The organism is Qipengyuania vulgaris (assembly GCF_009827325.1).
GTDB classification, from domain to species: Bacteria; Pseudomonadota; Alphaproteobacteria; order Sphingomonadales; family Sphingomonadaceae; genus Qipengyuania; species Qipengyuania vulgaris.
On record NZ_WTYC01000012.1, the window covers coordinates 34,257 to 59,721 of the forward strand.

Sequence of the window (25,465 nt, forward strand, 5' to 3'; positions counted from 1 at the left end):
GGTTCAACTTGCCCCCTGTGGCTCGGCTGCGGTCTCGTCAGGGCCGATCTTGAAGAAGATTGCATAGAGGACCGGCACCACGAACAGGGTCAGTACCGTCCCGAAGGCCAGCCCGAAGGCCAGGACCACGGCCATCGCCTTGAAGAAGGCGTCGAACAGCAGTGGGATGACGCCGAGTACCGTCGTCAGCGAACTCAGGATGACCGGGCGGGCGCGATCATAGGCTGCCTCAATGATGGCATCGAAACGCGGTTTACCCTCGCCGATCTCGATATCCATCTGATCGACCAGCACGATCGCGTTCTTGATCAGCAGGCCCGAGAGCGAGAGCACACCGAGAATGGCGATGAACTCCATCGCTATGCCGGTGATGAGCAGGCCGATGGTTACGCCGATGATCGCCAGCGGCACGATCATGAAAATGATCACCGGCTGGCGCACTGCGTTGAACAGCACGATTACCACCAGCACCATGCCGATGACACCGAGCGGGACCACGCCAATCAGCGAATCGATCGCCTCGGTGCTCGTTCCTTCCTGGCCGTCCCATTCGAAATGGTAGCTGGAAGGCAGTTCGATCGCCTCGACGTCTCCGCGCACGCGATCGAGCAGACGGTTGGCGGTTTCGCCCGGCGCGGGATCGGCCTGGGCGTTGATTGCCCAGCGCTGATCGATCCGCTGAATCTGCGAATGACGCCAGCGGGTCTCGAAACCGTCGATCACTTCCTGCAGCGGAAGCGAGGCGCCGCTGGCGCTGAACACCTGGATTGCTTCCATGTTCTGCGCGTCGCGCGTTTCGCTTTCGGGCGAGCGGGCGATGATCGGGATCAGGTCGTCGCCCTCGCGGAAGACGCCTATCGGACGGCCCGCGAACGTGCCCTGCAAGGCCTCGGCCACGTCCTCGCGGCTGACGCCAAGGCGACGCGCGCGCGTTTCGGAATAGAGCGGGTGGATGACCGGCACCTGCTCGCGCCAGTCATCCTTCACGAGGATGGCCGCTTCGTCCTCGGCGAAGACATCCTTGGCCTGCTGCGCCAGGCTCTGCAGAACCGCCGGATCGGGCCCCGAAAACTGCGCCTCGATCTTCGAGCCGCCACCCGGCCCCAGTTCGAACAGCCAGACCTTGGCGCGCGCTTCGGGGGCGTTCTTTTGCAAATAGGCATGCACATCTGCCTGCAGCCGCTCGAGCGTCGAGGCGTCCTCAACCCGCAGGATCATCTGGCCGAAGGAGGATGTCGGCGCCTCGGGCTGATAGACCAGCTTGTAACGCAAGGTACCCATGCCGACCACGGTCTGAACGTCAGTAACGCCGTCCATCGTCGCCAGATCCTCCTCAATCTCCTCCAGGTCGGCATTGGTCCGCTCGATATCGGTGCCCGCAGGCAGCCAGTAATCGACCATCAAATGCGGCGTGGTGGAGGCGGGAAAGAAACCCTGTTCCACGAACGCGAAGCCCACAAGGGAGACGGCGAACAACCCCCCGGTCAGGCCCATGGTACGCCAGCGATGGCGCAGCGCGCGCGCGAGCCATTCGCGATAGGCGGTGCCGATCCGGCCGGCTTCGCGCTGCGGGGCGGCCTCGTCCTCGAGACCGTCGTGGCCTGCATCGAATCCTGTCTCCCGATCAGTGCCGGAAGCGGCAGCATCCTCCTCCTTCTCGAACAGCCAGTTGGCGAGAAAAGGCGCTACGGTGACCGCGAAGAACCACGAGAACAAGAGCGAGATCATCATCACCCAGAACAGGTGATTGGTGTATTCGGCGACCTGCCCGGGGGCGAGGCCGATCGGGGCGAAGGCGATGATGCCGACCAGCGTGCCTCCTAGTAGCGGCCACAGCATCTGGCCCACGATCGCGCGCGCCGCCTCCAGCCTGTTTTTGCCCTGCTTGAGGCCGACGAGCATCCCCTCGACCACGACGATGGCGTTGTCCACCATCATTCCCAGCGCGATGATCAGCGCGCCCAGCGAGATGCGGTGCATCGGTATCCCGCCGGCATTCATCCCAGCCAGCGTCGCCGCGACGGTGAGCATGAGCACGGCGCCGATGACCACGGCCGAGCGCCAGCCCATGAAGATCAGCAGCGTGACCACCACGATGACGAGCGCCGTCGCGACATTGATCACGAAATCGCCGATCGCGTCCGACACCACCTTGCCCTGGTGGTAGAATTCGTGGATCTCGATGCCGATCGGGCGGTCGCTCTCGCTCGCGCGCAGCTTGGCTTCGATCGCCTCGCCGACCTCGACCACATTTGTGCCGGTCGCATTCGAGATGCCCATGCCCACCGCCGGCCTGCCATTGTAGCGCAGGATCTGCATCGGCGGATCGACATAGCCGCGCGTCACGCGGGCCAGATCGCCCAGTCTCACGACCGCGCCTTCCTGGCCGGTCATCACCGGCAGATCGCGCAATTCCTCGACCGAATCGATCTCGCCGGTGGGAACGATCTCCAGACGCTGGTCGCCGACGCGCACGCTGCCCGCTGCGACGACGGAATTCTGCTGTGCTAGATCCTGATAGACGCTCTGCACCGACAGCCCCAGCGCCGCGACCCGCTCGCGCATGATCTCGACATAGAAGGCCTCGCGTTGCTCGCCCGACAGCACCACCTTGCCCACACCCTCCACACCGCTCAGGTCGGTGCGCAGCTTTTCGGCATAGTCGTACAGCTCGGCCGGCGAATAACCATCGGCGGTTAGCATGTAGAAGATGCCGAAGACGTCGCCGAAATCGTCGTTGACGATCGAGGGACCTGCCCCGGGCGGAAGCAGCCGGGCGGCATCGGCCACGCGGTTGCGCAGCTTGGTCCAGACGATCTGGAGCTGTTCCTTGTTGCGCCCGAACTCGTACTTGATCTCCACCTCGATGCGCGACTGGCCCGCCTCGGAGGTCGAAACAATCTCCTTCACCTCCTGCATCTGCCCGATCTCCCGCTCGAGACGCTGGGTGACCTCGGTGGCGACCTCCATCGGCGATCCGCCAGGATAGGGTGTTACCACGACAGCGCGGCGGATGGTGAACTCGGGATCCTCGAAGCGCGGCAGCGACCCATAGGCCGCCATCCCGGCAACGATCGTCCCGATGATGACGAGCAGGATGAGCAGGCGATTCCTGATCGAGAAGACGGCGGGATTAAACGACATGGCTCAGTCCCGCTCGTAGGGGCGGACTTTCATCCCCTCTTCGAGATTGGCCACGCCAGCAGCCACTATCAGGTCTCCGCGGCCGATGCCGGCAGTTACAGGCAGCATTCCGCCTGCTCCCTTGCCTACGGTGACGCGGCGCAGCGCGATGGCTCCGGTCCTGCGGTCCACGCGCCAGACGAATGTCTTTTCGTCACGCCCAACGATCGCTTCCAGTGGCACAGCCGGCATCTCGGCATCATCGGTATCGAGCTCGACATGCAGTGTTCCCGTCATGCCCGGCAGGATCAGCGCGCCGGAAGGCGGATCGAACAGGAACGTCGCCTCGTAGGTGAGCGACTGACGCGTGGCGTCGGTGGCGAACGAGCCGAACCGGGCCGCGAACCGCCTGTCGGGGAGACTGTCGAGCGCGATCGCCGCGTTGATCGGGGCCCGCTGCTCGGCATTGGCAACGATGGACGAGGGAACCTGGACCACCGCCTTGGCGGAACCGGCGGTCTGTAAGGTCACGACCGGCTGCTGCGGCGAAACATATTCGAACGGCTCGGTCAGTCGCCTGGCCACGCGGCCCGAAAAGGGCGCCCGCAAGACGGTCTTCTCCAACTGCTCGCGCGCATTGTCAAGTTCGGCTCGCGCAGTGTCGCGCTGCGTTTCGCGCTGAACGTGCACTGCCCGCGGAATCGCGCCTTCGCCGACCAGCGCGTCGGCGCGGCGGAATGCATCCTGTGCCGCCTCGTACTGTTCGCGTGCCTGGACGAGCTGGTTGCGCGCGATGGTCTGGTCGAGCTGCGCGATCACCGTGCCGGCCCTGACGAAATCGCCCTGATCCACCGTTAGCCGGACGATCTTGCCCGGAACATCGAAGGTTAGATCCGAAGATGTGCTTGCCTCGATAATCGCGGGAAATTCATAAGTCCTGGCTTGGCCGCCTGTCGCCACGGTGTAGAGTTTGACGGGACGCCGATCGGCCTCCTCCGGAACGGGGGCGTTGTCACAACCTGCGATCAGACATGTGAAAATGAGCGAAACGAATATGCGCAGCATGAAGGGTTTGGGCCCAAAAACGGTTCGGCGCGAATCAGACTTTGACATGCGCCCAAAATGAAACGAATAAGTTTACATATCATCGCTCGTCGCAATAGGAAGACCCAATTGCAAGGCCAAACGCTTTCGCTGAACCTGTCTCATCCCGAATCGGCGAACCGCCCCCGGGTCGTCATCGTCGGCGCCGGTTTCGGCGGCATGGCTGCAGCGCGCGCTCTTCGCGGCAATGCCGCGGAAGTGACGCTGATCGACCAAACCAATCATCACCTGTTTCAACCGCTGCTATACCAGGTCGCGACTGCGGCGCTTTCCCCGTCCGATATCGCTACGGCCAATCGTGTGCTGATGCGCGGTGGGTCAAACCTAAGTGTGTTGATGGCGGAGGTTACAGGCGTCGATATCAGGGCGCGCTCGGTGCTGCTGCGCGATGGGCATCGGTTGCCATACGATTATCTCGTACTCGCCACGGGATCGGCCTCGAGCTTTTTTGGACAGGACAACTGGCGCGAACACACGCTGGTTCTCAAGACGATTGAGGATGCGCTTGCCATCCGCGCGCGGTTGCTGGAAGCTTTCGAGCGGGCCGAGCAGTCGACCGACGACGCAGAGATACGACGCCTCCTGACCTTTGCTATTGTTGGGGGCGGCCCAACTGGCGTGGAACTGGCTGGGACCATCTCCGAACTCGCACGCGCGACTTTGGCGCGCGATTTCTCTCGCATCGATCCGCGCGACACGCGTGTGGTCCTATGCGAGGCGGGCGGCCGTTTGCTGTCGGGTTTCGATCCCGCGCTTTCGACCTATGCGACCGAAGCTCTAACCTCGATGGGGGTGGAGGTGCGGATTGGCACGGCCGTCGAGGCAATCGATCCCACCGGCGTGGTGCTCGGTAGCGAGCGGATAGATACCGGAGCCGTGCTGTGGTGTGCCGGCACTGAGGCCCGTCCGGCTGCTGAATGGCTTGGAATCGATGGGGTCGCAACGGGGCTGTAACGGTCCGGTCCGATTGTTCGGTGCCGGGTCATCCAATCATCTTTGCGATCGGGGACGTCGCAAGTTTCGAAGCAGGCGGCGACGAGCGCTTGCCGGCTCTTGCACCAGTTGCCAAGCAGCAGGGCACATATGTCGGGAAGCTGCTCGCGGCCCGTATCGCCGGTCGGCGCGAGCCCGGCGCCTTCCGCTACCGCGACTATGGTACCATGGCGGTGATCGGGCGCTCGCGTGCGGCGGCGCAATTCGGCAGGCTCCGGCTCACGGGATTTCTCGCCTGGCTGGTCTGGTCACTTATACATTTGATGCTGCTTGTGGACTTTCGCAGCCGCCTGGTCGTCTATGTCAACTGGGCTTGGGCATGGTTTACTTACGGACGCGGGGCGCGGTTGTTGACGGGATCAACCACAAGCGATGCCCGGCAGCCGCCGCTCAGCGACCCAGAAAGCGGGCGGCCCGATGACAAGTAGCGGTCTCAGCCAATATTCAAATAGTTGACCATGATGAAAGCATGCTCCCGCACCGCCATCTAGGGCCATTCGAAGGCTCGCCTGGCCTCGCTATCCATCACCTGCAAGTTGTCGCGACCTAGCTTGCACTTGATCGCAGGAAGCGCTCGAAGCCAAACCGCATCTAAGATCAGCGTATCTGTCTTTGGCGTCGATCTACCTCAGTTGACTAAGCAGCGGTAGGCATGGCGGTCGCATGAAGACCGAACGGCTTCGGCGACACTACGTCATAGCTCTCATCTTCCCTGGAAACCCGGCTAGCGGCGAAGATATCGCGTTTCAGCTCACCATAACGGGTTTGGAGGAGGAGCTCTTCTATCGTGGCATCCTGCTGTTCGCGCTGGATCAGGCTTTCACCGGAAGGAGACGGTTCCTCGGGTCGATTGGGGATGGGGCGCGGTCCTGTCGTGCTTCCTGTTCGGATTGGCACATGCCTGTGGCTTCTCGGACGACAGCTTTGCCTTCGATCCCATCACGATGGCGCTGACGGCAATCCCAGCCTTTATCGCGGTCTGGCTGCGTTTGCGCACCGGAAGCCTGCTCCTGCCGGTTCTGCTTCACAATTTCGGCAATTCGCTCTCGTTCATCGTGTGAAGATGTCTTCCCGGAATGCCCGCTTCCGGGATCAGCATTCTGCCCGTAAAATGACCGAATTTGGGGCGCAAAGCCGACATCGTTCTTGTTTGATGGCCGCCCGAAAAGCGGCGACGAAATCACCTTGCCGAGCGTTAACGGTCGCCCGACTCATGTGATGAGAACCGCTTTGCGAGGCGCGCGCTGGCTCCGCTTTGCGCGGCGAGCCTAGCCCCATAGCGCATTACCGTTGCTGGATCGCGCCAGCGATAGGCTTGCATGATCGCGGGCAGCCCCTCCCCCGCCGCAAAATTGTCTTGAGCCACCCCGACGCTGATTGAATGGCTCGAGATGTCGCTCACCCACCGCTCTAGCCGTTGTTCGCTCATTTCGCCCAGCAGTCCTTTCGCATGCGCCGCGCGCACCATCCTACGGTATATCAGCGTGATACTGTTAGGATGCATCGGACGATTGCCGACCCGGCTGACCGATCCGTCGAAATGCACCTCGACCCGCCGCAGCAGCGGTCCCGAACGGATATCGACCGCCTTCTTCCAGACGCGGATAGCCTCCATCGTTCTCGGCGACAGATAGGCATAGGCGCCCTCCCCTTCGGTATCGGTCTTGCTCGAGGGGATGAACAGCACCCCTGCCCCGCCCTCGCCCGCCTCGATATGATCGATCTCGATCGCCACCAGTTCGGAACGCCGGCAGGCGGTGTCATAGGCGACCCGCAGGAGCGCCGCATCGCGCACGCCCAGCCAGTCGCGGCGGCAGGCTTTCAGAAGATGCGCCAGGCACACGCCCGTAGGCGGTCCGTCGAGATCGGCGATATCTCCCTTGTAGCGGATCCCCTTTGCCTGGCGCTGGCGGGTGCCACGCGCACGGCGCATGGCCTTCAATTCGAGCTTCACCAGCGGTGCCGCGGTCGGATCGGTCAGCCCCGCCATCCTATAGGCCATTCCGACATGGACGAGATAGCGCGCGATTGTCGCGGGCGCGCGTCTCTTGATCGGGGTGCGCAGCCGTCGCTCGGTTTCCAGGCCGCCAAGCGCCCTTACCCAATCCGCAACCAGTCGCGCGTCCGCTCCCGGCGCCCGAACTCCATTTACCCGACACCATTCGTTCCATAACGCAAGATCCGACAGGAACGCGCGTTTGGTATTGGCCGCCCAAGCGCGAACCGCCGCGTCGATCACGGCCGGATCGATCGCCGATCCAGCACCGCCGAGCGCGGCGACGGTCGCGACCACGGGTTCGCCCTTTCGGTCCGCAAGTTCGTTCGACAAATACGCGGGGACGCCGTTTGGAGCGATTTCGGAAGCCATTCGACGGGCTTGCGCACATTTCCACCATCTGTCTAGTAGTGATAAGCAGGCATTATCAACATTACGTGCCTTCCTCAGTGGACTGAACCGCTCGTTTTAAGCTACTATTGATACATGTCACGTCCGGCTCGTCCTCTTTGTGCGATACTCTGGTCGCCCGATCTGGTCGATGAGTTCGGCCGAACGATGGCATCGATCGGTCGCCTTGACGCCCGGATATCCGCCAGTTCGGTTGCCCCCGCGTGGATGCTGCGAGCCAGCTGGACCGGCTACGCCACAGCTCTGAGGCTGCAGCGGCACGAAATCGACGAAATCGACGTAATTTCACATTTCACCGGCGTTTCGATCCCGGGCCGCCCCCCCGTTGTCACCGCGGGCGATCCGTTCGGCGCTTACGCCGATTGGGCCGCAGAGCTGGCAGCCGGTCACGACCGTCATTGGCGCGAGGACATACCCTTTACCTTCGACATTCCCGATGGCTGGCGCGACGCCCCTCCCCTCGCCCGCGCCCTCGCCGTTCTCGATTCCTGGTCGCGGCAGGATAACACGCCCGCTCCCTGGCTGGCGTTTCCCAAGTTGCTGCGGCGAATGAATTTGACCAGGAACCCACTCCCTTGCCTGGTGACCGGCGACCCGGGCCTTCGCTTTCTTCACGGCACGCGGGAAGCCCAGCTTAAGCGTTTGCTCAAATCCTTGCGAGAACTAGCCGACGAAGGGTTGCGGCGTCTCGGCCGCCTCGAGGGCTATCGTATGCGCTACGGCGCTGCTGTCGGTGCCGAGCATCGTCCGGGCCATCTTCCCCGGTTAGGAACCTTGGCACTCGAGACGCCCTTCCTGGCCGCGCGAACACTTGTTGACCGATTTGACATCACACTCTCGGGAGCCGGGAAGCTCCTCTCAAGAGCGGCTGAAAAGGGTCTGCTGGTAGAAACAAGCGGTCGGACGAGCTGGCGTCTCTATGTTACTCCCGATGTCGGGATTGCCTTGGGGATTGTTGCACCCCCGCGCGGGCGTCCGCCCTCCCCGTCGCGCTCGTCACCGGCCCTCGACACTGTTCTTGCCGAGTTTGACAGAGAAATGGCGGAGATCGATCAGATGCTGTCGGATCATTCGCGAAAGCACACCGAAACTTAGAGAAGCTTTTCGATCGCCGCCATGATCGTCGTCTTATTAGCTCCTGAATTCGGGAGGATCTTGATGGTGAGCCCTGCCCCATTGGTCGGCCTGGTCACCGAGAGCATCGGAACACCGGATTTGGTCGGCACGGTTTCGGTCTGGACCTTCGTCCTCGGCTTGCCAGGCGCGGTGGTCGCCCTGATCAGGCGTTTAGCCGTCTCAGGCCCGGAAAGCGGTTCGCTCCCCGAGCTGCGTTCAGCAAGGATCGCCTCCGTCTCCTTGCGCATCGCCGAAAGCGAGCGCATTTCGTTGGCAAGCGGCTTAAGGTCTCGCGCGATGCGCACGGTGATGTCGTGACGATCGGCAAAAGCTACGATGAGTTCCTCGGGTAGCCGCGCGACGTTGAGCATCCGGCTGAGCCAGGACTTCGATATGTTGAGGTGCTCGGCCATCTGGGTAAGCGAGCCCTCGTAGAATTCGGACAGCGCCGCTTCGTACTCATGAGCGCGCTCCCAGTCGGTGATGTCCTTGCGCGACCGATTCTCGACATCCGATACCCGGAACGCCTCCTCGTCGGTAAGTTGCTGGACGGTCACCAGATAATCGAACTCTGGATGGTTGTGCTCGCGCAGCCACTGCACCGTCCACCAGCGCCTGACGCCGGCAATGATCTCGTAATCATGCTCTGGGTCGTCGCGCAGTCGCCTGACGATTGCCGGGATGCGCTGCTTTTTCGCCGAAAGGAAGGCGTCGATGAGATCGCGGCAACTCTCCTCCGATAGATGATCGAGATCGCGATTGTGGAGACGCCATGGCCGGCAGCGGGCTGGATCCACGAACTCCGTGCGATCCGTTACAACCTTACCCGATGCCAGGCGATTGAGCGCCTCGCTGCGACTGGCCATTATGCTCCTTGCCGGCGCCGCCTCCCCCTCCTCGATGTCATCATCGATCGATTCGGTAAGCAGCGAACCGAAGCCCTTATTACCCTTGGCCAAGACTCAATCTCCTTTCGTGTGTTGCCGTGGCGGCAGTTTGTTGCCACGTGGCAACGGCACTCTGAATGGTCTCGTACACCAGCTGACCATGGCAATGCGCCGGCACCGGCACGGGACTCGCCTGATAGCTATATCTCATTGATTCAGAACGACCTTCCAGATCGTTGCCACGTGGCAACATCATGCCATCACCTCCCCTGCCCGGCTCGCCCAGCTGCCGATAACTTCCTGCTCGATCTCCTCACAAACCGCATTGAGGTACTTCACGCACCGCATGTGCACCTCGCGTGACGTTACCGGCCGATCGAGCTCGAAAACGGTCTTGAGGCGTGAACTCGCATTGTCGATTTCGGCGCTCGTCGGCATTATCGATGTAAGCAAAGACCCGCCGAACACATCGCGCATCATGGCCAGAAGCTCGCGATGCATCGACTTGTTCTCGTCGACGCGGCTCGCGACCACGCGGATGAAATTGTAGGCCGGTCGCGCCCTGCCCCCCAACTGCTCGAGCTGTTCCATAGTGGTTCTCGCCATATCGACGAAGGATACAGTCGAAGAGAAGTCGATCACGCTTGGCGGCATCGGGATCACCATGGCATTCGCTGCCTGGAGAACCGCCATCGACACCATTCCGAGAGCCGGCGGCGGATCCATGATAACGACATCATAGTCGTGAACGACCTCGCCGATCGCATTCGAAATCAGATCAATCACATCGAAGCTTCGCGTCTGAGCCAGGTGCGCAGCTATCTCATACTCCAGATTATAGAGCTTGAGATTTGAAGGGATAAGGCTGAGGCCGTGAAAGTGCGTGTCCCGGATGATCGAGCGGACCCCGAGCAACTCGGGGTCGTGAAAATGCCCGTAAAGCGTATCGTTCTCACCGAGATCGATATCGGGACGATATCCGAACATCATGGTCGAGCTGGCCTGGCTGTCGCAGTCGACGAGCAAGGTCCTGTACCCCTTAATCGCAAAGTGCTGCGCAAGGTGCACCGCGATCGTCGACTTGCCGACGCCGCCCTTGAAGTTCGACACCGAGATAATCGCCGGCGTGTCTTCCGGATCGCGCCAAGGCCTTGTTCCGAAAACCTTGCGCATCTTATCAAGCTCGGTGAGATTGTACGGCAAGCGGTGACCCGAAGGGGTGCGACTGCGCTCGGGCAAACGGCCATCGCGTTCGGCCTCTCGGATTGCCGATGCCGTTCGATCGACGAGTTCTGCGGCCTTCGAGATGGGGAAGGTTGGGCCCGCCTTCTCTCCGGTTTCGGGATCGAGCGCGTGTGTCTGGAGCCGCTTGAGAATTGCCAGTGACTTGCGATGAAGGGAACGGAGATCATCGGTTGCTGAGCTGCCTGGAAGCCCATCGGCTGAAATCTTGGTGGCCATCTACTATCCTTCTTGGAAGTCTGGACATCAATTTAGCCCGAGTTGACGCTTTCAGCAACGACTTGGCCAAAAAACTTACAGCTACACCGATGATCTCCGAGCCACTTGCGGGCAGTCGCGGGCGAGTAAACGCGTTCGCCGATGATCTTCGAGCCCTTTTGAACTGCTTGATCCAACCATCGGACTCGCAAAACCGAGCTGTGGACGAAAACCGATGATCTCAGAGCCAGGCCGATGAACTCAGTGCAGAAATGCAATGATCTCGGTGCCTAAGAACCGATGATCTCAGAGCGCATACCTACTTATAGAGAATCTCCTCCTTCGAATCCGATTCGCAATCGGTTAAATTTTGAGTTTGAAAGTTTGATATTGGCATGTTTTGCTCAACGGACCCGACATCATCGGTGATTTTGCAGGTTTTCGGCCACAAATCGTCCGTAAATCGCCAAAGGGCTTGATTTAGCCCCCCAACCCTGTTGTTGATCCAGCCACCGAGGCCCGCCGAATCGGGGGAGGGGACTATGACGCAGGATGACAAGAAACCGGTTGGCCACCAATACGCTCTGGCAATGCTGGCTGGCGGCGAGAAACAGGTCCGTACACTTGCCGAGCATGCTGGCTCGCAACTGACGCTCGACGCATTCCTGAGAGTTCAGGACGAAAACCCGGTGCCGGCGTTTCTGCATTCGGCGTTATGCGCCATGTCGCTCCCAACAAAGCGCCCCAAGGACGAGTTCGAACCGATCATTCGCGAGGACGGTCGCTATGCGCTGGCAATCAATCCCCGGCCGGTGCTGCAGGAGATCGATGGCAAGCGAGTGATGAAGAGTCTGGGTGTTCCTTTCGGATCCTATCCCCGCGTGGCGCTAATCTACATGCTCTCGCAAGCGGTTCAGCAACGGTCGCGCGATGTTTATCTCGGCCGCAATTTCACTGATTGGATGCGGCGTCTCGGATATCAGACGATTTCATACGGGCCACGCGGTACTGCCAATCTGATGAAGCAGCAGGTCGATCGGTTGCTTGCCTGTGAATGGCAGATCAGATGGGACGGCGCCGATACGGACCAGAACGCCTTTGCCGTCAGGGATGTAAAGATTTCCAGCGAATATGCCGGCTCGCTGGACAAGGACGGTGCCTTCGCTCGCGAAATCAGAATGTCGGAGGTCTTCTATCAGCATCTCGTTGAACATGCGGTTCCACTCAATGAAGTGGCGATCCGAGAACTGAAGGGAGCGCCGACCGCGCTCGATCTCTACACCTATCTTGCCTACCGGCTCCCCCGTGTTACCGCCGAGCGCGGCCAGGCACTCTCGTGGGACCAGTTGGCCAAGCATTTGGGCAACGCCGCGGACAGCAAACGATTTCGCCAGACCGTCCGTGAAACAATGCAACTTGTTACATCAGTCTATCCGAACGCCAATGTCGATGTTTCGGGGAGGAAGGTCGTCCTTTATCCTTCACCAGCGCCGCTCGAGAAGAAGCTCGTTGGAGCCCATCTACGGCTCGTTGGAATCGAACCGCGCAGCAAGCGGAAAGCCCTGTCCAAAAGGACAGGCGAAGCAGAGGGCAGGGCGAAGACGTTGCCGGAAGTCGAAACCTTGGCGTTTCCGTCAGGGTCGCTTCAGTATGGAAAGCGCGAAGAAGCTTTTTTGCGGATTGGCCGCGAAAAGGGTGCTCCCTGGGATGTCGATCTGATGGCGAGCCAATTCCGCAGTGGCTGCCCGGACTTCGAACGCCCTCGAACCGAGAAAGAATGGCTTCGCATCTGGGAAAGTTTCGTCATCTCCTATGCCAAGCGGAGAGCCGCGCACCAATAGGAGCGGTGCACTTACGCCCATACGGACGATCGCGCAGAGGCACCAACCTTCTCGTGTGGTGTCCCGCCACCGTTGCCATATAGTCCTACGATACGCGCATCGTCGGCTTCTTGGTTTCACGGGGACACCGAGAACACAATGAATCTTGCCACATTCCCGGCGAAACGGGCTTTCCGCTACTATTGAGCAGAGGCAATTCCTGGGAAGGCTTGATTGCCCTCCGGTCGATCCGCTTGTGCGTTAACTCCAAAAACCAGAACCACGAAATTCGGGATAAAGCACTGACGAACCTCTCGACCTTGGCCTCTTGTGTTGGCTGAGAAAGGAACATTGACCCTGGAATCAGAAAAAGATTTTTCACAACCACACCTTTGGCGTGATTTGAATATCGCCAGACCCCCTGAGACCGGCAAGCATGGTGCAAGTATCAACACTCGTCTCGGTTTCATTCTTAAAAGTGGAGGAAGAGGTTCGGGGTAAAGGAGGAGCAACTATGCTGACCTGTCTGAGCCCAACTCAGGAAACAATCGACACGGTAGCAGGACTTCGCGGCAAGTGGCATGGCAGCTACGCCATGTGCCGATGTCCAGCACACCGCGACAGCACGCCGTCCCTCTCGATCAGGCAGGGCCAGCACGGAATACTGGTACACTGCTTTGCCGGATGCCAAAATGAAGACGTACTGCGAGCAATCTCGCGAACGCGGCCCGTATTCAATTCGCCAGCACCCAAATTTCAGCCAAGTCCATCGTCAGCGAATGCGCGGCGAATATGGGACCAGGGCCGGGAGATCTGCGAAACGCTCGCTGAGGCATACCTGAAATCGCGCAATCTTCCGTTGGATCTCCGCGATATCCGTTACCACCATAAATGTCCGTTCGGACGCAAACCCAATGCCGTCTTCAGACCCGCGCTTCTCGTTGCGGTGAGGGATCGCCTGGAGATCATGGCAATCCAGCGTATCGCGCTCGGATCGAAAGGGCTGTGCCACAAAGGCAAATACATGCTTGGGCGGCCGGGGATGGGCGCCTGGTCACCGTCGTTCAAAGGCGACACGCTCGGCCTTGCGGAGAGCATGGAAGATGCAGTCGCCTACACCAGGATCAAAGGAATTCCGTGCTGGAGTACGCTCGGAGCCGAACGCCTGGCTCTTGTCCGAATACCGGACGGCGTAAAGACGGTCGTGATCGCCGAGGACAACAACAGGGCAGGGCGGCTTGGCGCACTGGCGGCGATTGAGGCGTACGCGACTAAAGACCGGACGGTTCTCCGCGATCCTCCGCCACGAAAGGCGGGCGACTGGGCCGAGGTGAACGAGAACACTGGAGGATAGGACTGCGGTTCGAGGGGGAGGGGAGAGGGAAGCTTGGTTGCGGATCAACATCAGGAGCAGACCGTGACCGACCTATTCGAACAATCCGACCACCGCCTCAAGGGGGCGATCGAGGAAGTCGCCCAGAACATCGCAGGCTCGATCCTTTCGAAGAAGAGCCTCTTTGCGATCATGGAGCAGCTGCACGGCTGCACATCGGCGAATGGATCCTGGACGCAGCGCGATGCCTACGATTTGCTTGAGGCGGGGCTGGCGCTTCATCTTTCGGCGCGTTCGACACCCTTGCTCGAAGATGTGCCTGCGCTGTCGGAACTGGTCGACTCGCTGCCCACCCACACCGTTCGAAGCGAAGATCAGATCCGCTTCCAGCAATTCTCGACGCCGGCCGATCTGGCGGCGCTCGCCGTGATCGCCGCGCAACCCCGCAGCACTGACATCGTCCTGGAACCGAGTGCCGGGCATGGCTCTCTCGTGAGCATGTTGCCGGCTGTCGCGCAGCTCCACCTCAACGAAATCGATCCTCGTCGCCGTGCGAAGCTGTCGCTTCTTTTCGAAAGAGCCACGATCACCGGCTTCGACGGTGCGATGCTGACGTCCCTTTCGGCGCACGACCTCCGGCCAACGGTGATCTTGATGAACCCGCCGTTTTCGCGTTCGCAGGGCAGGGGGGTCGACCAATTCGCAGCGGTCCGTCACCTGCGCGCGGCCTTGGCGAAGTTGCTTCCGGGCGGCCGCGTCGTTGCCATCATGCCTGACTGGTTCACCCCCAGCGCCAAGATGCTGCGGATCTACGAGGAAACCTTCGCAAACTGCACGGTGCAGACATCCTGCAGGCTCGCCAAATGCTATCACAAGCAGGGCACGAGCGTGGCGGTCCGGTTGCTGGTCATCGACAAGGTTCCGGGCAATTCGAAACCGTCCTTGATTGCACGCGACACCGTCTCCGAGCTTGCCGAATGCTTTTTGATCGTGAAGCGGATCGACCCCGCGACAGCGCCGCCGGCACGACCCACCCGGATCAAGCCGAAGGCGACAAGCCTGTTCAAGTCGATGCGCGCCAAGCCGCGCACCACGCCTAAGATCGAGCGCAAGCTTGCGGCGCGCGAGATCGTCACGGTGGACTATGCCAAGCTGGAAGCGCCCCGCGCGCTCGGGGCGCAATCGGGCGTCTACGTTCCCTATCGGCCGAGCCGGATCAACATCCAGGGCTCCCGGAAACACCCGACACCCCTCGTCGAGAGCGTCGCCATGGGATCGATCCCGGCGCCGGTGCCCGATTACATACCGCGGCTTCACGATTGCATTCTGAACGAGGCGCATCTCTCCGAAGCGCAGCTCGAAACGATCATTTACGCCGGCAACGCCTGGACGCAGTTTCTTCCGGGCAAGTTCGTGCCGTCAGAGGAGGGGGTGGGTCTTTCGCTGTCCGAGAACGGCAAGGCCTATCGGAAGGGCTATTTCTTGGGCGATGGGACCGGAGCGGGGAAGGGGCGCCAAATTGCAGCCTGCATCCTCGACAACTGGTTGGCGGGCCGCAGGCAAGCGATCTGGATATCCAAGAACGAAAGCCTCCTCGAAGATGCCCGCCGCGACTGGGCCGCGATCGGCGGGCTCCCCGCCGACATCCAACCGCTCTCCAGCTGGAAGATCGACCAAGAACTTCCCTTCCGCGACGGCATCGTCTTTGTGACCTATCCAACGCTGCGCAGCCAACGCCAGGATGCGACACGCCTGAAGCAGCTGCTCGACTGGGCTGACACCGACTTCGACGGCGTCATCGCCTTCGACGAAAGCCACGAGATGGGCGGCGTGGCAGGAGGCGAGGGCGCGCGCGGCGCGAAGCCGGGTTCCCTGCAAGGGATCGCCGGTGTCCTGCTCCAGAACCACCTCCCCGATGCCCGCGTTCTATACGCGTCTGCCACGGGCGCATCCGACGTCAACAACCTCGCCTATGCCGTTCGCCTCGGCCTCTGGGGACCGGGAACCGCATTCTCGAACCGCGAGGACTTCATCAGCCAGATCCGGTCGGGCGGGATCGCCGCGATGGAACTGGTGTCCCGTGACCTGAAGGCGCTGGGCCTCTATCAGGCGAGGGCACTGAGCTTTGCCGGTGTCGAATACGAGGTGCTCAAGCACGATCTGACAAACGATCAGATCGGCATCTACGACACCTATGCGGACGCCTGGGCGATCATCCATCAGAACATGGAGGAGGCACTGGCGCTTACAAACGTCGTCGACGATCTCGACGGCGACACGCTCAACAGCGGCGCAAAGGCCGCGGCCCGCTCTCGCTTCGAAGGCGCCAAGCAACGCTTCTTCAACCAGGTCCTTCTCTCCATGAAGCTGCCGACCCTGATCGCCGCAATCAATGGCCATATCGACGACGACAAGGCGATCGTCGTCCAGCTCGTCTCCACGGCCGAGAGCATTCTGGACAGGCGTCTCGACAGTCTATCTCCCGAGGAACGCGCCGAGCTTGATCTGGACCTCAGTCCTCGCGAGAACGTCATCGACTATCTCGAGCGTGCCTTTCCCACCCAGCAGATGCAGGTCTTCGTCGACGATACCGGTGAAGAGCGTTCGATGCCAATGTTCGATGACGAGGGACGACCGGTTCACAATGCGGAAGCAATCGAGAAGAAGCAGCGGCTCATAGAGCACCTCTGCGCGCTTCCCCCGATCAAGCCGGCCCTCGATGGCATTATCGAACACTACGGCACCGAGAAGGTCGCCGAAGTCACCGGACGCACCAAGCGGCTCGTAACGCAGGGCGACGGGAGCCAGAAACTCGAAACGAGGTCGGCGCGTACGAACCAGTCCGAAACTGATCACTTCATGGACGGGCGCAAGAACATTCTGGTGTTCAGCGACGCTGGCGGAACCGGCCGCTCCTACCACGCAAGCCTCGACGCAGATAACCGGCGCCAGCGCGTGCATTTTCTCCTCGAGCCGGGCTGGCGGGCCGATCGCGCCATCCAAGGTCTCGGACGCACGCACCGGACGCATCAGGCCGAAACGCCGCTGTTCCGCCCCGTGACCACAAACTGCAAGGGCGAGCTGCGCTTCACCAGTACGATCGCGCGCCGGCTCGACAGCCTGGGCGCGCTCACGCGCGGCCAGCGCCAGACCGGCGGACAGAACCTGTTCGACCCGGCCGACAACCTCGAAAGCGAATATGCCAAGGCGGCGCTCGTGACATGGTTCGGCCTCCTAGCCGAAGGCAAACTCACCAGCGCCACGCTGGTCGATTTCCAGAAACGCAGTGGTCTTAAGATCGCCTCCGCCGACGGCATCCTGGAAGAGGATCTTCCGCCCATCCAGCGCTGGCTCAATCGCATCCTCGCCCTACCGATCGCGATGCAGAACGCGATATTCGACGAATTCCTGGCCCTGGTGGAAGCTCGGATATCCGCCGCGCGCGATGCCGGCACATTGGATGTCGGCATCGAGACCATCCAAGTCGAAAGCGCGAGCGTCGACGAGGATATCATCCTTCGCACCGACGAGCGCACCGGTGCGACATCGCATCTGCTTCGAATCGATCTGACGACCCGGTATCAGCCGACCACACTAGAAAGGGTGCTGGAGCGACGCGAATGGTCGGACGGCTGCATCCTGATGCGCAACACGAAGAGCGACAAGGCGGCGTTGTGCGAGCCCTCACGGCATTTCATGACCGAGAAGGGTGAGCTTATCCAGCGGGTCATCCTGCACCGACCGCTACGCCGCGAATATCATCAGCTGCGTGACCTCGAAGAATCCGCCTGGGTCGAATGTGCGGAGCTTCGCTTCGCAAAGCTGTGGCTGGCCGAGGCCGAAGACAGCGCTTCGCGTTTGCACACCGAGACGATCCACCTCGCAACCGGACTGCTGCTGCCGATCTGGTCAAACCTTCCCCGCGACTATCTCGAGGTCAACCGCATCGTAGACCTCGAAGGCCGCAGCTGGCTCGGCCGCATCGTCTACGACACGGATGTCGCCGACGTGCTGAAGGCGTTCGGTGTCAATTCGAGCGTGAAGCTCACCGATGAGGCTGTCGTGAAGGCACTGCGGGAGAACCGCAGCATCACCATCGAGCAGCCGTTCGGCGCGGTCCTGAAGCGCTCGCGCGTGGCAGGGGATCTTCGCATCGAAATCGCCGGAGTCCCCGCCGATCAGATCGAATGGCTAAAGACCATCGGATGCTTCACCGAGATCATCGCGTACCGCACCAGAATCTTCGTTCCGGCCGACAATCCCGAACCCGTCGTCAGGGCTCTTCTCGCGCCTCTCTGATGGCTCATGCCCGGTCAAAGGGGAGGGGGAGGGGGATTGGTGTCCGGTGAATCGCCGGTCGACCATCAGGAGATACGATCATGCAACTCATCCCGTTGAGCAAGCTCGATCAGAGCGAAGACAATGTCTGCAAGCGGCCCAATTCCGAATTCGAGGAGCGACTGTCCTTCGATATCGAGGCGCGCGGCGTGCTGCAGAACCTCATCGTCGCCAAGGCGAAAAAGCGCGGCCGCTTCGAGGTGATAGGCGGCGGGAAGCGGATGCGGGCCATGCACCGCATCGTCGAGCGGGGCGCCATGGACGCGGACTTCGAAATACCGTGCCTCGTCATCGATCGCCGCGAACACAATGCGAGCGAGGTCTCGCTGGCGGAGAACTTCCAGCGACTGCAGATGACGCCTGCTGAGGAATGCCAGGCGTTCCAGCATTTTATCAAAGAAGACGGCGATACGGCTGCGGTTGCGAAGCGCTTCGGACTGACGCAGCGTTTCGTCGACGGGCGCCTGCGCCTCGCCAACCTTGCCGGTCCAATCTTCGAAGCACTCGCAGCCAGCGACATCACGCTGGACATCGCCAAGGCCTACGCCGCAACCGACCAGCACGAGGTACAACTGCGCGTATTCGAACAGATGCGCCACGCATGGAACCCCAGCGCGGACGCCATCCGGCGAATGATCGCGGATGGCTCGCTCCGCGGCAACGATCCGATCGCGCTTCTCGTCGGTGAAGACACCTATGTCGCGGCCGGTGGCAAGATCGAACGCGACCTTTTCAGCGAAGCGGCCGATGATCGTTGGATCGACGTGGAAATCGCGCATCAGCTCGCGGGTGCCAAGATGGAGGCGGAGGCTGAACGTGTGGCGGCTGAAACAGGGCTCGCCTGGATCAACCCCGTCGCTGCCACCAATTCGTGGAGCGCCCGCAGCGAACTCGGCCTCAATCCGGTGCGCCTGCCTCCTGCGCCGCTCTCCGAGGAGGCACGCACTCGCATCGACGAGATCGACGCACGGATGGACGACATCAACGCGATCTTCGAGGACGAGAGCGCGCAGGAAGAAGACGGCGTGGATCTCGACAAACTCGAGGTCGAATACGACACGCTGTCGAACGAACGCGACGATCTCAACAATCCGGTCCGTGAGCTGCCCGAGGAATGGCACGGCGAAGCCGGACGCTTCCTCATCCTGACCAACAAAGGCGAAATGGTCCTGGAAAGCGACTATTACAGCGAGAAACGGCTGAGCTTCGAGCAGGATGAAGACGGCAACATCACCGCGACCAGCGAAGACATGCCGACCAGCGGGAGCACCGGCAGCTCGGCCGCTCGCCCGTCGACCCCCGAAGCAGTCGCCCCGGGCGGTGAGAAGCCGATCAGCGCCAAGCTGTTCGACGAGCTCTCCGTCCAGCGCCGAAACATCCTCGCCGCATCGCTTCTCGGCGATCCTGGACTGGCGCTCGACTATGCCATCTTCGCGCTCTGCGACGATCGCAGCTACGAGAGCAAGGGGACCTCGCTCAAGGCGGGCAAGCCCCAAGATCCGGCCTACGGTGACATCCCGCAGTCGGCAGCCGAAGGCATCCTCGCACAGGCGGAAGATGCACTCGACAAGGCTTGGCACGAGCCCAAGGAGGTCGCCCAGCGTTTCCTGGCCTTCCGCGAACTCGACGACGAGACCAAGGCCGCATGGCTGTCTTACGTAGTCGCGGTCTCGCTGGAGGCGAAGAAGGGCTACAACTCGGAATACCATCCGATTCATGCGGTCCTCGGAAGTATCCTCGACGTCGACGTCGCAGCCATGTGGCGGCCGACTTCGGAGAATCTCTTTGACCGCATCAACAAGACGTCCTGCCTCGCTGCGCTGATCGACATCGGCGGGTCCGAACTCGCGGCCCGGTACGCCGCCTCCAAGAAGGCCGAACTCTCCAAGACATGCGAGAAGCTGTTTTCCGGTGATGCGATCGTCGAGGAAGACATCAAGGAACGCGCTCTCGCCTGGCTGCCCGAAGCGATGAAATTCGATTTCGCTCAGGATCCCGGCGGCGAGGACGATACACCGGTCGAACCCGACGACGACACCGATCTCGCGGACGCAAACGGAGAACCGACCTTCGAGGAACCCGAAGACGTCGACGAAGAAGCGGCGGTGGACGCCTGAAGGCGCCGCAACCCTCCTGATGCACTGGCCCGGCCGCTCCACCAAGCGACCGGGCCTTTTTCATGCCCGGAGACACATCATGAAACGATCCGCAAAGCGCGACGTCGCCCAAGACATTACGAACCTAATCATCCGAAAGATCGAAGAGGGCACGCTGCCCTGGCGCCGCCCCTGGAAGAAGACCGGCGCCGGCGGCGCGCCGCTGCGCGCGAACGGCGTGCCGTACACCGGCATCAACCGGCTCTACCTGTGGGCCGCTGCAGACGCGATGGGATACGAATCCCGCTACTGGATGACCTATCGCCAGGCGCAGGAGCTCGGCGGACAGGTCCGTCGGGGGGAAGCTGCCGAACCAAGCATTTACTTCAATACGACGAAGAAAACGGAGGTCGATCGGGCTACAGGAGAGGAATCTTCGCGAACGATCCGATTCATGCGCGCCTACTCCGTCTTCAACGCGTCGCAGATCGACGATCTGCCGGCCCATTTCTATCCCGACCCGGTCCCGGAGGCACCTCCGACACCATCGCAGAAAGCGGCGGCGATCGACGCATTCTTCGCACCCATTCCGACCGAGGTCCGCTATGGCGGTGATCGGGCGTTCTATTCCCCAGGCAGCGACTTCATCCAGATGCCTCACCGGCACAGCTTCGTCGATGAGGATGGCCTCGTCGCGACAATCGCCCATGAAACGGGCCACTGGACGGGCCATCCCAGCAGGCTTGCCCGCACCTTCGGAAAACGATTCGGAGACAAAGGTTACGCCTTCGAAGAGCTCGTCGCAGAACAGATTTCGGCCCGCATCTGCTACGAGCTCGGCCTTCCCGCCGATCTGCACGAAAGCCATGCCAGCTATATCGGCCATTGGCTCGACATCCTGAAGTCGGACAAGAGCGCCATCATCACCGCCGCCGCCAAGGCCGACCAGGCCTTCAACTATCTCGCAGCGTTCTCCGGATACGACAGCGAAGCTGAGGAGAAGGGCCATGAAACGGCTACACTTCAAGCCTACGCTTGAACCGGGTCTCAAGGCGATCGTGCGTCTCGCTCAACTCCATCAATACGCAACTGATCTCGTGGATGGCGAGCGTGTACTGATCGGACCGGCGCTCAGGGGGCGGATGCTGCTGAACTTCCCGGCCAGAGAACCCCGCGACGTACTCGACAGCCTTCTGGGCGAAGGTCCCGCCGGATGGAACCTTTCAGGACACGAGGACGGCAGATCATTGCTGGTGGTCTCCACCGAGGGTTCCGGCGTCGCCTTTTCCGCCATCGCCCGGATCCTCGAGCAGGTCGCACCCGAGGCATTTCTCAAGCCGATCGCCTTCGAGCCGCTGCCAGGAAATACGCTCACGGCGATATCTAGGTCGCTGCATTGAGGGGAGGGGGAGAGGGCCATTGCATCAGCAATGGAAGGGCGAACTCATGATCTGCGACATCGACTACCGCTACCGCCGAGCCCTCGAGCCCGATGGTCTAACGACATACGATACTGCGATCCGCGCGCTCAACGAGGCGATCGAAGATGCTCGCCTTGCCGGAAGATCGGCCGCGGATTGTCCAGCGGTGCTCCTACTTACGCGGCATCTCTCCCGGATCGCAGAAGGGGTGCGAACCCGCCAAGATACCGAGGATGCAGACCTACGACGGCAGTGCATCGACAAGCTTGCAGACTTGAAGCGATCGCCCGCGATCGTGGCGCTGGTACGACGCGGCATCGACTACCGGCAAGAGGAGCTTCGCCACTATCGCCGCGAAGGATCGCGGACCCTCCGCATGATCGCGTTCGAACTCGGCATGGCGCACAACGACTATCGCCTCGGATACACGACGCCGCAGGAATCGCTTGCCGGAGATCACACGCTGGAAGCGAGAGGGTTGTATATCCGCATTTCCCCTGAGCGCTTCGGCGAACCAGGTGTAGCTTGGCGAAACCCGCACTGGAAACCGCCCGGAGCCACGATGCGCAAGGCCCCGATCACGGTGCTGCAAGACATTCCGGCCCTCGCGAAACGGATCGCAAGCGAACTGAAACTCCCGGCGCCGGCGCAAGCCGGCCTCATCTGAAGGAAACCGATATGGGATGGCTTTCAATGACCCGAATGGGGATGGGTGCCTACGACACGCCGAAGGCCTATCTGGATGCTCAGCTGACTTACGAACATCCGGCGGCGGATGAGACGCCCTTTCGCGCGCTCAGGGTGCTCAAGAGCGTTTATTCAGGATCAGCCTATTACGCCGCCGCCGAGCGCTACGATGAACATGACGAGACGATCGACATCACAGCGGTCGTGTGTCTCGTTCGCTGGAATCCTCGCGCTGCCGACGGGTATATATTCGCCTACAAGGACCTCGACGAAACATGTGGGCCCGTCGAAACGGCCTGCCCGAAAAGTGTTCTGGAGCTCCTGACACCGACAAGCCATCCTTGGGCGCTCGACTGGAGGCGACGATGCTACAGATTGCTCGCTCTCAAGGGGCGGCGCCTCGGCGACGGTGACCTCATCCGGTTCCCCGCACCCATGCGCTTCAGCGACGGCAGCGAACATCGCGAGTTTCGATTTCGGCGGGGAGGGCAGAAGACCGTCCTGACGCTAACCGACGGTCGCGGCCGATTTAAGATCTCCCGCCTTCTCGAGCGCCGGTTCGAGATCGTCCGCGAACCGAAGGTCGCGAAGACTTTCTTCCCTGCCGCATGAACCGGATTTTCCATGATGGAATGCGAAAGTCTCGATCCCAGACGCCGCCAGCTATGCGGAAGAAACAACGCCGAAAGGCTGGCGCTCCGGCTTTCGGAAGCCACCGGCGAGGATCACGCCGTCGTGCGCACCGAGTGCCCGCTGCAGCCGCTGCGCGTCATGCCGTCGCATGGCCATGATCCGGCAACATTCGAGCTGCAGGTGATCCTGCTCTGACTACTCGCCGACTTGGCCGCCGAGGGCCGGATCCAGGAACCACGAAGCGCCCTGCTCGAACTCGCCACCACGCGCCGGTACAGGTCCATCCGGCTCGGCCGAGACGTAAGGATTGATCTGCACGAGCGGCAGCGTCCCTGAACGGAAGAGACCGGCAGAAACCTCGCAGCGCGCCTTGAGCAGGTCGATCAGCCATTCCAGATCGTCCAGCATCTGCAAGACACCGCGACCGGCAACCGTGTAATACAGACAACGCTGATAATCGTCGCACTCGCAAGAAAGAACCTGGGCGAGCTTGCGCTTGGCTCCGCGCTGGCCTTCGTGAAGGGCCTCAAGAGTCTCGAAAAGCTCTCGGGCCGAATGATACGCGTCGAACGCTTCGACGCCGATCGACGCATTCGCCAGCGACCGGCGGGCAACGCGGTTCATCTCGTCGAGCGACGCATCGCGAAGCGCAATATCCAGATCGAACCGACCAACCGCGAATGCCTTGTTCATCACGCAAAACTCCTCTATGCGATGAACATAGAGTGAACAAAGAGGCGCGTCAACTGGTCTAGATCATGTGGCTCATACCCAAAGATACCAGCGGCATGACGAACCGCGTCGCTATCAGCGACGGGCTGAAAGCGGCGCTGGTGCGATGGTATATCGGCAAAGGCGACGAGGCGGATCACCGAGCCTCGGTCTCGCTCGTCGTGACCTCACGCGAAAACGGTAAATGGCTAGCCTGCGACTGTCTGGCGGAAGATCGATCGCCGCCGCTCATGAGCCCCGCTTATCTCAGCTTCCAGGAAACCTATTATCTCCGCCGCCTGACCGCTCGTCCGAGCCACAGCCCCAGGTGCCCGTTCTACATGCCGCAAGCGCCACAACGTATCCGCGAAACCGGCCGCGACACACTCTACGAGATCAAGCAGCCCAAGGGACTGTTCAACGCGCACCAGAAAGCGCCAGAGAAGCTCGCCCAGAAACCTGATGAAAGCGAGCCAGACGACCGATCCCGCGGCGTCGCCATCCCCAGGCTCGGCAAACTCCTTTGGCTTTTGCTCGAACGCGCGCGATCAAACGTATTGCGCGAGCTTCCGCCAGAGGGTCCGCGCGACGGCTCGATAAGCGCAGAGATGAGGCGCTTGCGCGAGGTGGCCGGACAGTTCGAAATCGCCCCGGGCATCAAGCTCGCTCATCATTTTTACACGAACGCGATCGAGTACGAGAAATGCAAGGTCCATGCGAGGCTGCGCGAGGCCGAAGACGACTGGCCGGAAGAATACGCGCCGCAGGCCTTCCTCCTTCTTGAAGCGAGCGAGGTGACAAGCAGCGAGATCGTGACCGGGCTCGGCACAGTGCAGATCCGAAATCGCATACAGCACACCGGAATCATTCGAGCCGAAGTCCAGCCCCCTTTCCTAGTTCTCGCCGTCGTCGGTGAACACAGCAAGCGTGAGGGCTACCGAGCTTTGCGGGCCTATGCGCAGCCCGTATTCACCGGCAACCAGTTCGTACCGGCAGAACGAGACCACGATCGGGATATCCTGCTGGAACTCCAGAAAGCGCAATACAGCCTACGGCGTCACGGCATCCGCATGGCGGTCAAGAAAATCCTCTTTGATATCGAGACCGAACACGGTTCAGCCAGACCTGACTTCCTTGTGGCGGTGAAAGACCAGGCGTCGCAGCGACAGATTACCTTCGCCCTGCAGATCCTCCAGTCTGCCGATAGCGGCTATCTCGAACTGCGCAGCATAGAACACGAGCGCCTTCTCGAGATAGGCCCGGTCGTAGCGTTGCCCTTGGATGAGATCACAGTACAGATCATCGCCGAACGCGCGAGACAGATCATAAGCTGAAAGGGGGAGGGGGAAGGATTTG

Annotated in this window: 20 protein-coding genes; 14 read left to right on the forward strand and 6 right to left on the reverse strand. The window is 61.2% G+C overall.

Annotated features, from left to right (window positions below):
• Positions 1-3: 3 nt before the first annotated feature.
• Both GRI69_RS14510 and GRI69_RS14515 read right to left on the reverse strand, forming a co-directional pair.
• Complete coding sequence (locus GRI69_RS14510) at positions 4-3,144, reverse strand: efflux RND transporter permease subunit (protein ID WP_160728978.1); 3,141 nt, start codon at positions 3,142-3,144, stop codon at positions 4-6.
• Between the two features lie 3 nt (positions 3,145-3,147).
• Positions 3,148-4,188 (reverse strand): efflux RND transporter periplasmic adaptor subunit, encoded by a 1,041-nt coding sequence (locus GRI69_RS14515; protein ID WP_160728979.1) that lies wholly within the window; start codon positions 4,186-4,188, stop codon positions 3,148-3,150.
• 108 nt (positions 4,189-4,296) lie between these two features.
• Between GRI69_RS14515 and GRI69_RS16175 the strand changes: the two genes are divergently transcribed.
• The 3 genes from GRI69_RS16175 (at position 4,297) to GRI69_RS16185 (ending at position 6,281) form a co-directional block, all read left to right on the forward strand.
• Positions 4,297-5,181 (forward strand): NAD(P)/FAD-dependent oxidoreductase, encoded by an 885-nt coding sequence (locus GRI69_RS16175; protein WP_237453145.1) that lies wholly within the window; start codon positions 4,297-4,299, stop codon positions 5,179-5,181.
• A 20-nt stretch (positions 5,182-5,201) separates the two neighbouring features.
• Positions 5,202-5,648: an NAD(P)/FAD-dependent oxidoreductase gene (locus tag GRI69_RS16180; protein ID WP_237453146.1), complete on the forward strand. Its 447-nt coding sequence runs from the start codon at positions 5,202-5,204 to the stop codon at positions 5,646-5,648.
• A gap of 462 nt (positions 5,649-6,110) precedes the next feature.
• Positions 6,111-6,281 carry a CPBP family glutamic-type intramembrane protease gene (locus GRI69_RS16185; protein WP_230292605.1) on the forward strand — a complete coding sequence of 57 codons (171 nt, stop codon included), beginning with the start codon at positions 6,111-6,113 and terminating at the stop codon, positions 6,279-6,281.
• A gap of 134 nt (positions 6,282-6,415) precedes the next feature.
• Here GRI69_RS16185 and GRI69_RS14530 read toward each other — a convergent pair whose 3' ends face one another.
• Entirely contained in the window at positions 6,416-7,588 is a 1,173-nt protein-coding gene (locus GRI69_RS14530; protein WP_160728980.1) for a tyrosine-type recombinase/integrase, read from the reverse strand.
• Between the two features lie 114 nt (positions 7,589-7,702).
• Between GRI69_RS14530 and GRI69_RS14535 the strand changes: the two genes are divergently transcribed.
• Complete coding sequence (locus tag GRI69_RS14535; protein WP_082834645.1) at positions 7,703-8,722, forward strand: hypothetical protein; 1,020 nt, start codon at positions 7,703-7,705, stop codon at positions 8,720-8,722.
• On the opposite strand, the gene GRI69_RS14540 is transcribed toward GRI69_RS14535, so the two are convergent.
• Together GRI69_RS14540 and GRI69_RS14545 are read right to left on the reverse strand one after the other, a co-directional pair.
• Positions 8,719-9,702, reverse strand: coding sequence for a ParB/RepB/Spo0J family partition protein (locus tag GRI69_RS14540; protein WP_063612553.1), 984 nt, complete (start codon positions 9,700-9,702; stop codon positions 8,719-8,721). The two genes, GRI69_RS14535 and GRI69_RS14540, sit on opposite strands and share 4 nt — an antisense overlap.
• A 180-nt stretch (positions 9,703-9,882) precedes the next feature.
• Entirely contained in the window at positions 9,883-11,091 is a 1,209-nt protein-coding gene (locus tag GRI69_RS14545; protein ID WP_063612552.1) for an AAA family ATPase, read from the reverse strand.
• A 521-nt stretch (positions 11,092-11,612) separates the two neighbouring features.
• Here GRI69_RS14545 and GRI69_RS14550 point away from each other — a divergent pair.
• The 9 genes from GRI69_RS14550 to GRI69_RS14590 all read left to right on the forward strand — a co-directional run bounded on the left by GRI69_RS14550 (position 11,613) and on the right by GRI69_RS14590 (position 23,593).
• Positions 11,613-12,911 carry a replication protein RepA gene (locus GRI69_RS14550; protein ID WP_063612551.1) on the forward strand — a complete coding sequence of 433 codons (1,299 nt, stop codon included), beginning with the start codon at positions 11,613-11,615 and terminating at the stop codon, positions 12,909-12,911.
• 574 nt (positions 12,912-13,485) lie between these two features.
• Complete coding sequence (locus tag GRI69_RS16450; protein ID WP_419957076.1) at positions 13,486-14,244, forward strand: DUF7146 domain-containing protein; 759 nt, start codon at positions 13,486-13,488, stop codon at positions 14,242-14,244.
• Between the two features lie 63 nt (positions 14,245-14,307).
• On the forward strand, positions 14,308-18,522 hold the full coding sequence (locus GRI69_RS14560; RefSeq protein ID WP_342356018.1) for a strawberry notch-like NTP hydrolase domain-containing protein: 4,215 nt from the start codon (positions 14,308-14,310) through the stop codon (positions 18,520-18,522).
• Between the two features lie 80 nt (positions 18,523-18,602).
• A complete protein-coding gene (locus GRI69_RS14565; RefSeq protein WP_160728981.1) occupies positions 18,603-20,678 on the forward strand; it encodes a ParB/RepB/Spo0J family partition protein in 2,076 nt (691 codons plus the stop codon).
• 79 nt (positions 20,679-20,757) lie between these two features.
• Positions 20,758-21,696 carry an ArdC family protein gene (locus tag GRI69_RS14570; protein ID WP_063612709.1) on the forward strand — a complete coding sequence of 313 codons (939 nt, stop codon included), beginning with the start codon at positions 20,758-20,760 and terminating at the stop codon, positions 21,694-21,696.
• Positions 21,665-22,057 (forward strand): hypothetical protein, encoded by a 393-nt coding sequence (locus GRI69_RS14575; RefSeq protein WP_160728982.1) that lies wholly within the window; start codon positions 21,665-21,667, stop codon positions 22,055-22,057. Before GRI69_RS14570 ends, GRI69_RS14575 begins: the two co-directional genes overlap by 32 nt.
• Positions 22,058-22,076: 19 nt before the next feature.
• Positions 22,077-22,745: a hypothetical protein gene (locus GRI69_RS14580; RefSeq protein ID WP_160728983.1), complete on the forward strand. Its 669-nt coding sequence runs from the start codon at positions 22,077-22,079 to the stop codon at positions 22,743-22,745.
• Between the two features lie 11 nt (positions 22,746-22,756).
• Positions 22,757-23,377 carry a DUF6927 domain-containing protein gene (locus GRI69_RS14585; RefSeq protein ID WP_063612706.1) on the forward strand — a complete coding sequence of 207 codons (621 nt, stop codon included), beginning with the start codon at positions 22,757-22,759 and terminating at the stop codon, positions 23,375-23,377.
• 12 nt (positions 23,378-23,389) lie between these two features.
• On the forward strand, positions 23,390-23,593 hold the full coding sequence (locus GRI69_RS14590; RefSeq protein WP_063612705.1) for a hypothetical protein: 204 nt from the start codon (positions 23,390-23,392) through the stop codon (positions 23,591-23,593).
• Here GRI69_RS14590 and GRI69_RS14595 read toward each other — a convergent pair whose 3' ends face one another.
• Entirely contained in the window at positions 23,594-24,091 is a 498-nt protein-coding gene (locus GRI69_RS14595; protein ID WP_063612704.1) for a hypothetical protein, read from the reverse strand. It lies immediately after the preceding gene.
• Positions 24,092-24,186: 95 nt separating this feature from the next.
• Between GRI69_RS14595 and GRI69_RS14600 the strand changes: the two genes are divergently transcribed.
• Entirely contained in the window at positions 24,187-25,443 is a 1,257-nt protein-coding gene (locus GRI69_RS14600) for a hypothetical protein (RefSeq protein ID WP_160728984.1), read from the forward strand.
• The last annotated feature ends 22 nt before the right edge of the window (positions 25,444-25,465 follow it).